Here is a 10,091-nt window from a genome sequence, read left to right on the forward strand (position 1 = left end):
TTGAAAACCTTAGCCCATCGAGCATAGCCAGCACCTTTTCCTGCCTGCAATTTTGCCTGAATGTCCACCAGCAGATTGACCTTCGGCGGCTCTGCCTTTGTGACTGTTTTCTTTCGTGGGGTATGCGCTTTCTTCCTGGAGAGAACTGCCTGTAAATCTTCCAATCCATATCCTTCGCCCAGGCTGTCCATGCGGGCGGCTTTCTCCCAACCGGGGAGCTTCAGACGATACGATTTTCCGCGCTTTGATACCTCACAGCCGGACTCTTGCAGCAACTTCAGCAGTTCTTCAAAGTCAATAGGACTTTGTGATAATGCGTTGTCAATCGCCACCCGTAGCAGCTCTCGGTGAGAGGGCTTTGCCTGATCGCCCAGCCATTTGTTATAGCTCTTTCCGTGAGGTTTCGGATTCTCCACAATGGACAGTCCGTTTTCGATGCAGATGGTGTCACTTAACTGTCGGACTGCCTTGGTGCTGCCCCAAAAGTTTCGGAATTTCCGATCATATTCTAAGCTGACCGATGACCAGATAATGTGATTATGAATGTGCGACTTGTCTATGTGAGTGCAGACCACAAAGGCATGATTGCCTTTGGTAAAACGCTTGGCAAATTCCACACCCAGCCGGTTGGCTTCTTCCGGAGTAATCTCACCGGGGCGGAAGGACTGGCGCACATGATAGGCAATCACATCATCCGCACCGCGAACTCGTCCGGTAGCGGCAATGTACTGCCGCTTTGCCAGAAGAAACTCTGCATCCGCAGTCCGGCTGTCACACGCATAGCCGGTAATGAGCCTGCCGTTATCTGTTTTTTGGGGATTGGCCACATAGTCGATGATGTCACTGATCGCCCGACTTTCTGTGCGGCCCTTGCCGACATGAAGCGGCATGATTCTTGTGGTTGCCATAGAAGGGACCTCCTTTCTCATAAGCAGAAAAGATATTTTTTGATTTTTCATGGGGATTGACATATTTTCTAAAGTTGCATATAATAATAGTACAAGGTGGGCAACGGCGTGTGTCTGCCAAAGCGTTGAAGCATAATAGCGTACCGGAATGCCTTGTTATGCAGAGCTTTCAGTAGGGGTTGTGCAGTAACCTCAAACCGGAGTAGGCTGCAAAGCCGAAAGAAAATGCTCAAAGCCGCCTTGCGTTGCAGGGCGGCTTTCTTTATGGACAGAGAGGTTTTATGGATAAATTACAAAAGTGTGCAAAAGCATTTGAAAAATTATTGGAAATACAGTATCGAATTATTATTGGCCGAAAGGGAAAAACCGTAGAGTTAGTGATTGGCTTTTCCAAATTGGACTTTCATCATCTGATGGGGCTTGGAAAACTAAAAGATTTGCGGATAGCAAAACAAAATCGCGGCTCTGTATTTGATGAAATCATAATCGGAAGCACCACCTATGAGACTTTAGCGAAAAGCCGTTATCTGCCTCAAATTGAAAATCGGTTTGAACCGTTGGCTTTGATTGAACAACTCTTGGACGATAACCGTCTGGTGTTCCGTTACAATGCAAAATTAAATCAGTTCTCTTTAATTGAAGCGGACTATTTATTATCAACTCCGTTGGAAAACAGCGACATTTACATTTTTATTGCAGAACACAAGGACACCGGAAAATATTTCTGTCGGTCTTTCTTCCCGAAAGAGAAGAAAGATTACACAGAGGGACAGACGCGCTATACCATGCTCTATAAAGAAAAAAAGAATTTAACTACCGGAGAGACCGTCATCCAATATGACCGCCTAACCCCAAAAACACAAACATAAGAAATTTCACCTTGAAGCATATCAATCCGCTTTTAGAATCCGGGCAATTGGAAATGACGATTCCCGATAAACCTAAAAGTCGTAATCAAAAATATATTACTGTTCATTCTGAATAAACAAGAAGCAGGACATTGGGTCTCATCTCCCATTGTCCTGCTTCTTTTTCATTTCAGATTATATTCACATCATTTACCCATACACCCTATCCTGGATCGCAAATTTCAAACTCTGTACCTTGCCCAATAACCAAATCGCAGCCAGCGGCAATCCCATGGGGCTAATCAAAAATGCCATGACCAAAAGAATCACACCGTTCTGCGGAGAATAGGTAAGCAGCACAGCCACGCCAAGCAGAGCAATCACGGTACTGAGCAGGCCAAGCACCAGACCGGATATGTAGATCAGCCCCGTGCAGAGCCAGACAAAAAGCGTCAGCACCAAAATGACCGGTGCAGTTACGATCATCAGCAGGCATTTCAAAATCTTCATCCCAATTCCTCCTTCCAGCGGTCCAGATACCGTTTGCATAGGGTATCCGCTTCTTTTACATCATCTTCTGTCAGTTCCCGTCTGCCTTTGGTCAGTTCAATCTCCAGATAAGTCCGGTAATCATCGGCTAAGAGGTCGAACAGTTCCTTGGGAGTATGACACACCTCGCCGGTGCAATAGTGAAAATCCTGGTCAAACTCAACCCTTACACATCCGTGACGGCTGATATAAACTTCGATGGTCTCATCTGCGGCCAGGTAGTCTGCAAAAATCTCCAACACTTTTTCAAATGTCAGCATCTGTTTTCACTCCTTTGCTTCTATTCTATTTCATATTATCCGGTATGGACAGGCAAAAGACAAGGATACCGGCAAAAAGAAAAAGCGGAGGAAGGTGCGGCGAAGAACCGCCGTTCCTCCCTCCGCAAATGGAGTGTCTATCCCTGTTATGAAAGTTTAGAAAGCTGGGTAAGGATTTCCTTCACGCCCTCCCATAACTGCTCCTGCCGCTGGGATATATCCTCCAGATCGGCATCATAAACCCGCCCGGTCTCATGCACTTTGCGGGTTAGCTGGTTCAAGTTGTTGCTGGAATATCGCATAAGGGAAACCAGTTCTTTCAGCTCCGGTAAATCCAGCTGCACCACATAGCCATCCACAGCCATCTTCCGCAGATAGGCACTCAGGTTTTCTGTCCCATATTGCTGCATCTTTTGACGGATCAATTCCAATTCTTCTGCGGACACCCAAAACAAAACCGGAACATCCCGCTTACGCTTTGCCATAGTTATCGCTCCGGCTCTCGTTTCTTCGGGGCGGCAGGCTTATGGACAGGCAGCTCCTGTTTGAGCTTATCCCGTACTGAGGGACGGGACGGTTGCGTTTTTTCTCCCTGAGTACGGCTGCGCTGCTGTTCTTCACGCACCAGATCAATAAAGCCATCCAGCACAGCAGGGTGGCTGTTCAGGACATAACCACAACGGACGGTTTCGGGGTTCTCGTTGGGAATGGTCTTAGCCCATTCTTTGTTGCGTCGGGAGTAGCGCCCATCCCAGTCCTGAAGCTGGACGGTGTTAGCCAGAACCAGCGCCACACGCTCCATGCCATAGGTCTCAATCACACCTTTTGCCGCATCGTGGCTGAGATACATTCCGTCGAAGTGTTCCCGCACCGCCGCTTCAATGGACTCCTTGCATTGGAGATTTACATTGTTGGAAGCCCGGTATTGCTCCAGCTCCCCATGTTCTTTTGCATAGGCGGCAGAATGGGGATAGACCGGCGTTGTTTGCAGTTCTTCTTTGGCTCTGCATACATCATCGGCACGGTTCTCAATGCTGTCCCTTATTACATCCATATAGCCGGTCTCCAGCTTTTCAAAATAGCGGTACACATCCGCCAGCGGAGAGGGAGACTCCAAAAGGGCCTGTGCCTGTGCGTCGGTCAGCTCCAGTTCCTCCATCGCCATCACGATGTCCTCACGGATGGTGTACTCATAGGTGTGATTCAGGATTTCTTCCGGGGGCTGGCTTTTCAGCCAGTCCCTGTATTTATCCTGCTCAGCAGCCATCTTTTCATAAAGAGCTGTATTCAGATCGTTGGTATTCATGTTATCGCACCTCCTCATGCTGTTTTGGTTTCTTGTCGGTACTGCGGGGCGGCACCGGGCGTTTCAGATGATCCAGCACCGAAGGCCGTGCGCTTTTGGCAACAACAGCCTCAGCGTGTGCCTGTCCCTTTCCGTCGATGTTGAGCAGGGTATCCAGCTCCACCAGACGGGCGTTTTTGCTTCTCAGTTCTTCTTCATAAAGGAATGGCTTTCCAACTTCCTCTTTTGCGGCAGCCTGCTGCTGATAGAGGTTATCCAGCTGGGCCTTTGCCGCCTCCAGACGCTGGGGCATCTGGGCGAGGGCATTGTCGATACGGGTAAGATTTCCGCGAGGGTCTGTACCAAGGGTTGCCCGGTGGGTCATCTGTCCTTTCAGCAGGAGCGTATATTCCTGTTTCCAAGCGGAAAATTCCACGGACAAGGCATAGCCCCGGTAGCTGCCGATCTGCACCGGATCAGAGGTTTTGACCTCCTTGCAGGCATCTAAAAGGGCAGCACCGGCGTTCTCCTTATCGGTCAGCAGATCTCCACGAATCTCCATACCGGCAAAGCCGTCCTCCGGGTGCGGGTGAGCTGCCAAAACCTCCAGGTCAGATTCAAAGCCTTTGATAAAGCCCTTGTGCTTTTCAATCTCCTCCGGGAAGTATTTGAGCAACTGATCCTCCAAGCGGTACTGCTTACTCTGGTGGTCGGCTTTCATCAGCTTCAGGCGAGATACTTCCACATCCAAATCCATACGCTCTTTGATACGGGGATCTCCGGCACACAGAGCCTTGATCTCGGCAAAACTGAGGGCGGTTTCATCCACATCATCGCAGGAGCGCACCGGCGATTTAGAAGTCATGATCTGGCTGATGAATTTCTGCTTATTCTCCACCGTCTGCCACAAATAGGCATCAAAAGTCCCCTCGGTGACATAACGGTACACATGAACCAAAGGGTTGCTATTGCCCTGGCGCTCGATACGCCCCTTTCTCTGGGCAAGGTCTCCCGGTCTCCACGGACAGTCCAGGTCATGAAGCGCCACCAGACGGTCCTGCACATTAGTGCCTGCGCCCATCTTGGCCGTGCTGCCCATAAGCACACGCACCTGACCGGTACGGACTTTAGAGAACAGCTCCTTTTTCCGCACTTCGGTGTTAGCTTCATGGATAAAAGCGATCTGGTCGACAGGCATCCCCTGAGCAATGAGTTTCTGACGAATATCGTCATATACCGTAAAGGCCGGTTCCTGCTCCGGCAGGGGTACAGCGCCTTCCAGTGCGTGAAGCAGTGGATTATCCAGCGTTTTCGCCGCCTTGCTTGCAGGAGCTTTTGCCTGCGGGGTAGAAATGTCGCAGAACACCAGCTGGGTCAGCTTGTCAGCTTCGCCATCCCGCCAGATCTGCATGATGTTGTCCACGCACTGATTGACCTTTGTGCCGGGTTCGTCCGGCAGCATCTGGTTGACGATCCTCTGGTCCAGCCCCAGCTTGCGGCCATCCGAGGTAATCTTGAGCATATTGTCCTGGGACGGGTCAACGGTTCCGCTGTGTACCAGCGATGCGCGCTCCGAAAGGGCCTTGACCATTTCCTGCTGATGTTCGGTAGGCTGCGCCACGATGTTGTGGTATTCCACTTCCGGGGTAGGCAGATTCAGCTGGTCGGCAGTCTTGATGTCGGCCACTTCTTTGAACAGGTTCATCAACTCCGGCAGATTAAAAAACTTGGAAAACCGCGTCCTTGCCCGGTAGCCGGTGCCTTCCGGTGCCAGCTCCAATGCTGTGACGGTCTCCCCAAATCGGGAAGCCCAGCAGTCGAAGTGGGTCATGTTCAGTTCTTGCAGGCGTTCATACTGAAGGTAACGCTGCATGGTGTAAAGCTCGGTCATGGAGTTGCTGACCGGTGTGCCGGTGGCAAAGATCACGCCACGGTTTCCGGTGATCTCATCCATATAGCGGCACTTGGCAAACATATCGGAGGATTTCTGCGCATCCGATGTGGATAAGCCTGCCACATTTCGCATTTTTGTGTATAGAAACAATGGTGATAGGTAATCCTTTGAAGTAATCTCCGGATTTTCCCCCACCTCACGCCGGGCGTGCACCTTTCAGCGCACCCGGCCTACCATCAAACTGATTTACTTTCTTCCTTCAGATTTCAATACCACTGCACCCTCACGGGTACAGCGTACTCACAAATTTCACGATTTGAGTTTTTCTCGGTATTTCATAATTTTGCGCACCGCCTTTGCGTCCAGCTCAGGCGGTATTGGGCTGTTATGAACCATGCGGTGGCACGATTCGCAAAGCCATGCCAGATTGGGAACTTTATTGATTCTTTCGATTGGAAGCTGGTTGTCAATGTGGTGACAATGTTTTGGAACTGTTAGGGAAAATGGTTTTCCACAGCATTTGCACTTTCCCTTATCCCGGTTATAGGCATACTCCCGATTCATGAAGTATTCAAAGTTTGCTTTCCAGCCCTTTCCGTCTGCATAGCAGGCAAGGGCAATGTCCTCCGGGGTGTTAATGGACGGCCGGTCACAGGGCAGCGGTTTGTGCTTGTTTCGGTAATTGACGTACCGCCTGCGGCCTTCCACCGTGTACGGGGTCATCTTCTGGTCAAACGGTTTGCTCTCATACCGGCTGTGCGTGATAAACGCATAAGTGATTCCAAACCATTTCCCCTCGATGGGAATTGCAAAGGTTTTGCTTTCATATCCTTCGTGCCTGTGCGGAAGATTGCAGAGTGTTTTCAGCGGAACCTGCATCTGGTTATACTGTTTCGGGAACAGCTTTTTCCAAACGGCCAGCGCTGCATTGTTTACCCTGCGGTCGATTGCATGATAGGCGTGCGAACAGATGGACGGCTGGTAATACTGCGCCAGTCCCAGGATGATGGAGTTCACATATTGTATCTGGGCGGCCTGTGTATTTGGTTTGGAATACAGCTCAATACGGTGTACCTGTTCTAGTAGACTGCCAATTTTCTTGGACAACCGTTCCATATCTGGCAATGGTTTTCCCACCAGATGTTCCGTCCACGTTGCAGGGTTCGGTGTTTTGCGCTTTCGTTCCGCCTTGACGATGTAACCGAGAAAATGTATCCCTCCTTTCCGCAAATCGGTTACATAGGTCTTTTCCTGCGACAGTTCCAGTTTCAGTTTTTGCCTAAAGTATTTTGTCAGCTCACGCTTCATACGGAATGCTTCCTTTTCCGTAGAGGTCAGCACCACCCAATCATCGGCATAACGGAAGTTATACTTTGGGGTGGTTCCTGCCCATTTCAGCCTGCGTGTATCGTTGCATTTGTGCTTGCATTTGCGATGCGGCTCCATATAGGTCCGCCCCACATACCAGTCAAAATCGTTCAGATAGATGTTCGACAGCAGAGGGGAAAGGATTCCTCCCTGCGGTGTGCCTGTTGCCGTTTGATGGTACAAATCCTGTTCGATATACCCGGCTTTCAGCATTTGGCTGATGATTTTCAGCACCCGTTTATCATGGATACCCATTCGCCATACTTTTTGAAGCAGTATCCGATGGCTGATGTTGTCAAAACACCCTTGAATGTCACCTTCCACTGCCCATACAGCCTGGTCGGGGGATTTACACCCGGCGTTGATTACATTGACAATATCCCGGATTGCGTGCTTTTGCGCCCGGTAAGGGCGAAAGCCATAGCTATGCGGATAAAATCTCGCCTCGCATATCGGCTCTATGATTAGCCGCACACATTCCTGTATGATTCTGTCCAGTACCGTAGGGATTCCCAGCGGCCGCATTTTGCCGTTGCTTTTTGGAATATATTCACGGCGGGCTGGTTTGGGCTGATATTTGCGAAAACACGATTGAATCAATAAAATTAGTTCATCTTTTGGCATTTGCAGATAGTTGTCCATTTTCACCTTGTCTACTCCGGCGGTTTTACTGCCCTTGTTGGACTTGATGTTATGGATGGCGGTCACAATGGTGACTTCGTGCGCCATTGCTTCCACCAATCCGGTGAACGAAACGCCCTGCCCGGATTTCTCATAGAGCATATCCTGAATGGCTTTCAGTTCCGTTTCCGTTGAAAATCTGACGTTCAAATGCACAAGGCTTTCACCTCGCAGTTCGTCACCCATCTTTCAGGGAGTTATTGGATTTTCGTTTTGTGAAATTTGTAAATCAGTTTGACTCGTACCCTTCGCCGTGGGGCATTTCAGCCCCGTGTGGCTGGCGTTACCCAGCCGCAGACTACTATGGTACGGCTGACTTCCTGTTGCTTTCATAACTCTGTAAAGCTCCGGCAACAGGCTCTCAAACGTTCCTGAATCTCTATCCTTGCGGTCATTGCTTGACCATTGAAACCCTTAGGCCGCTACCTTACACCGGGAAAACCTAACCATGCTTTGAACCACAGTTTCTGCATGATTCCGTGTGGACATTTCATTCCACAGGGCTCGTGCGGAAAAACCAGCCGCACGCGCTTTTTCCAATTTTCACCCTTTCGGATGCCGTCTACTCTTACGATGCTGCATAGCTTTCACTAACGGATAGCCATAGGTTTCGGAAGCCCGCACCATTATTCTCCATGCCCCTTTGCAGGGGTTTAGGTTTTCAGGTTACGGCTTCACCACGCTTTGTACCCTGCACATTTACAGATGCGCAGCGCACAGTGGAGTATTAGCTCTCGTACTGCCTGCGGTTTGACAGACCGCTATGGGATTGCTCCTTTCCGGCATTGGTTCTGTACGGCAGGGGAATTTCACCCCTGATTTCGAGATTCAAGTTCTCTGTGATATTTTCTTATTGTTAAGTGCAATCACATGGCGCTGTTCGTCCTTGCTGTCAACAAGGGCTTATGCGCAACGTTTCGCACGGTTTTTATAGTTGTGGGCCTCGTCCACGAACAATCGGTCCACACCCAGCTGCTCAAAAGTTACCACATCGTCTTTTCGCCCCTCGGCTTGCAGCTTTTCCAGTCTGGCTTCCAGAGACTTTCTGGTACGCTCCAGCTGCTTGACGGTAAAACGCTCGCCGCCGCTGGCCTGCACCTCTGCGATCCCCTCGGTGATCTCGTCGATCTGCTCATAGAGAAGCCGTTCCTGACGCTCCCGGCTGATGGGGATACGCTCAAACTGGCTGTGTCCCATGATGATGGCGTCGTAGTCCCCGGTAGCGATACGGGCGCAGAACTTTTTGCGGTTATGGGTCTCAAAGTCCTTTTTGGTTGTGACTAAGATGTTGGCAGAAGGATAGAGGCGCAGAAACTCCGACGCCCACTGCTCGGTCAGGTGGTTTGGAACCACAAAAAGAGATTTCTGGCACAAGCCCAGGCGTTTGGCTTCCATCGCAGCGGCCACCATCTCAAAAGTTTTGCCTGCGCCCACCTCATGTGCCAACAGGGTATTACCGCCATACAGCACATGGGCGATGGCGCTTTTCTGGTGTTCCCGCAGAGTAATGGCTGGGTTCATGCCGCCAAAAGTGATATGACTGCCATCATACTCGCGGGGACGGGTAGAGTTCATTTCTTCGTTGTACTGGCGCACCAAAGTCTGGCGGCGTTCCGGGTCTCTCCAGATCCAGTCCCTAAAGGCTTCCCTGATAGCCTGCTGTTTTTGGGCAGCCAAGGTGGTCTCCTTGGCGTTCAGCACGCGGCGCTCTTTTCCGTCTGCGTCCTCTATGGTGTCATAGATACGGACATCTCGCAGGTTCAGGCTGTCCTCCAAAATCTTATAAGCATTGGCGCGGCTGGTCCCGTAGGTGGTGTAGGCTGCCACATCGTTGTAGGATACGGAAGATTTTCCTTTGATCTGCCATTCAGCGGTAAAGGAGGAATAGTTGACCTCGATGCTGCGCTGGAGGTAAAACGGGGTGTTGAAGGTCTCGTACATAAACTGTTGGATGTACTCTTTGTCGATCCAGGTTGCACCCAGGCGCACCTCGATCTCCGACGCATCCAGGTCTTTAGGCTGGGCGGCAGTAAGGGCTTCCACATTGACTGCAAAGGAAGGGTCCTGCTGTGCCGCACGCTGCGCCTGACGCAGTTTACGGCGTACATTGCCGGAAAGGTATTCATCGGCAGTCACATAATGGGGAGTGCCATCCTGCTCCAGTTGTCCCGGTACACGGAAGATCACGCCTTGCAGCTCTCCGGCCAGTTCTTCTTTTGTTTTTCCGGTAAGCTGGCTCATATAGCCCATATCCACACAGGCTTTTTCCGAGATGGACACCGCCAGCGCTTCACTTGC

At 50.5% G+C, this 10,091-nt stretch carries 7 protein-coding genes and 3 pseudogenes; 2 read left to right on the forward strand and 8 right to left on the reverse strand.

The features are described 5' to 3' along the window. Window positions 1–908: relaxase/mobilization nuclease domain-containing protein (locus OCV69_RS09935; protein WP_262563079.1), on the reverse strand; the 908-nt coding region annotated here is incomplete at its 3' end. Window positions 909–1,189: 281 nt separating this feature from the next. Here OCV69_RS09935 and OCV69_RS09940 point away from each other — a divergent pair. Next, a complete protein-coding gene (locus OCV69_RS09940) occupies window positions 1,190–1,777 on the forward strand; it encodes a PBECR4 domain-containing protein (RefSeq protein WP_101879426.1) in 588 nt (195 codons plus the stop codon). Further along, window positions 1,771–1,893 (forward strand): annotated as a pseudogene (locus OCV69_RS09945) (Fic family protein); the annotation flags it as partial. The gene OCV69_RS09940 and the pseudogene OCV69_RS09945, both read left to right, overlap by 7 nt. A 73-nt stretch (window positions 1,894–1,966) precedes the next feature. On the opposite strand, the gene OCV69_RS09950 reads toward OCV69_RS09945, so the two are convergent. From OCV69_RS09950 to OCV69_RS09980, 7 genes and pseudogenes are all read right to left on the reverse strand, one after another. Further along, complete coding sequence (locus OCV69_RS09950) at window positions 1,967–2,266, reverse strand: CD1845 family protein (protein ID WP_002570980.1); 300 nt, start codon at window positions 2,264–2,266, stop codon at window positions 1,967–1,969. Continuing rightward, entirely contained in the window at window positions 2,263–2,565 is a 303-nt protein-coding gene (locus tag OCV69_RS09955) for a hypothetical protein (protein WP_158358872.1), read from the reverse strand. Before OCV69_RS09955 ends, OCV69_RS09950 begins: the two co-directional genes overlap by 4 nt. 146 nt (window positions 2,566–2,711) lie before the next feature. Then, window positions 2,712–3,050: a plasmid mobilization protein gene (locus OCV69_RS09960; protein WP_002570982.1), complete on the reverse strand. Its 339-nt coding sequence runs from the start codon at window positions 3,048–3,050 to the stop codon at window positions 2,712–2,714. Between the two features lie 2 nt (window positions 3,051–3,052). After that, window positions 3,053–3,871: a DUF3848 domain-containing protein gene (locus tag OCV69_RS09965; protein WP_158358868.1), complete on the reverse strand. Its 819-nt coding sequence runs from the start codon at window positions 3,869–3,871 to the stop codon at window positions 3,053–3,055. A 1-nt stretch (window position 3,872) separates the two neighbouring features. Further along, window positions 3,873–5,894, reverse strand: a pseudogene (locus tag OCV69_RS09970) (SNF2-related protein); the annotation flags it as partial. Between the two features lie 159 nt (window positions 5,895–6,053). Further along, window positions 6,054–7,979 carry a group II intron reverse transcriptase/maturase gene (gene ltrA, locus OCV69_RS09975; protein ID WP_262563080.1) on the reverse strand — a complete coding sequence of 642 codons (1,926 nt, stop codon included), beginning with the start codon at window positions 7,977–7,979 and terminating at the stop codon, window positions 6,054–6,056. A gap of 738 nt (window positions 7,980–8,717) precedes the next feature. Then, window positions 8,718–10,091 (reverse strand): annotated as a pseudogene (locus OCV69_RS09980) (DEAD/DEAH box helicase family protein); the annotation flags it as partial.

The sequence above is a fragment of the Alitiscatomonas aceti genome (genome assembly GCF_025567195.1).
GTDB classification, from domain to species: Bacteria; Bacillota; Clostridia; order Lachnospirales; family Lachnospiraceae; genus Alitiscatomonas; species Alitiscatomonas aceti.

Excerpts from the sequence above, each read along its gene's own strand:
- OCV69_RS09940 (WP_101879426.1), top strand. The coding sequence starts at position 1,190 with ATGGATAAATTACAAAAGTGTGCAAAAGCATTTGAAAAATTATTGGAA.
- ltrA (WP_262563080.1), bottom strand. The coding sequence starts at position 7,979 with ATGGGTGACGAACTGCGAGGTGAAAGCCTTGTGCATTTGAACGTCAGA.
- OCV69_RS09965 (WP_158358868.1), bottom strand. The coding sequence starts at position 3,871 with ATGAATACCAACGATCTGAATACAGCTCTTTATGAAAAGATGGCTGCT.
- OCV69_RS09950 (WP_002570980.1), bottom strand. The coding sequence starts at position 2,266 with ATGAAGATTTTGAAATGCCTGCTGATGATCGTAACTGCACCGGTCATT.
- OCV69_RS09955 (WP_158358872.1), bottom strand. The coding sequence starts at position 2,565 with ATGCTGACATTTGAAAAAGTGTTGGAGATTTTTGCAGACTACCTGGCC.
- OCV69_RS09960 (WP_002570982.1), bottom strand. The coding sequence starts at position 3,050 with ATGGCAAAGCGTAAGCGGGATGTTCCGGTTTTGTTTTGGGTGTCCGCA.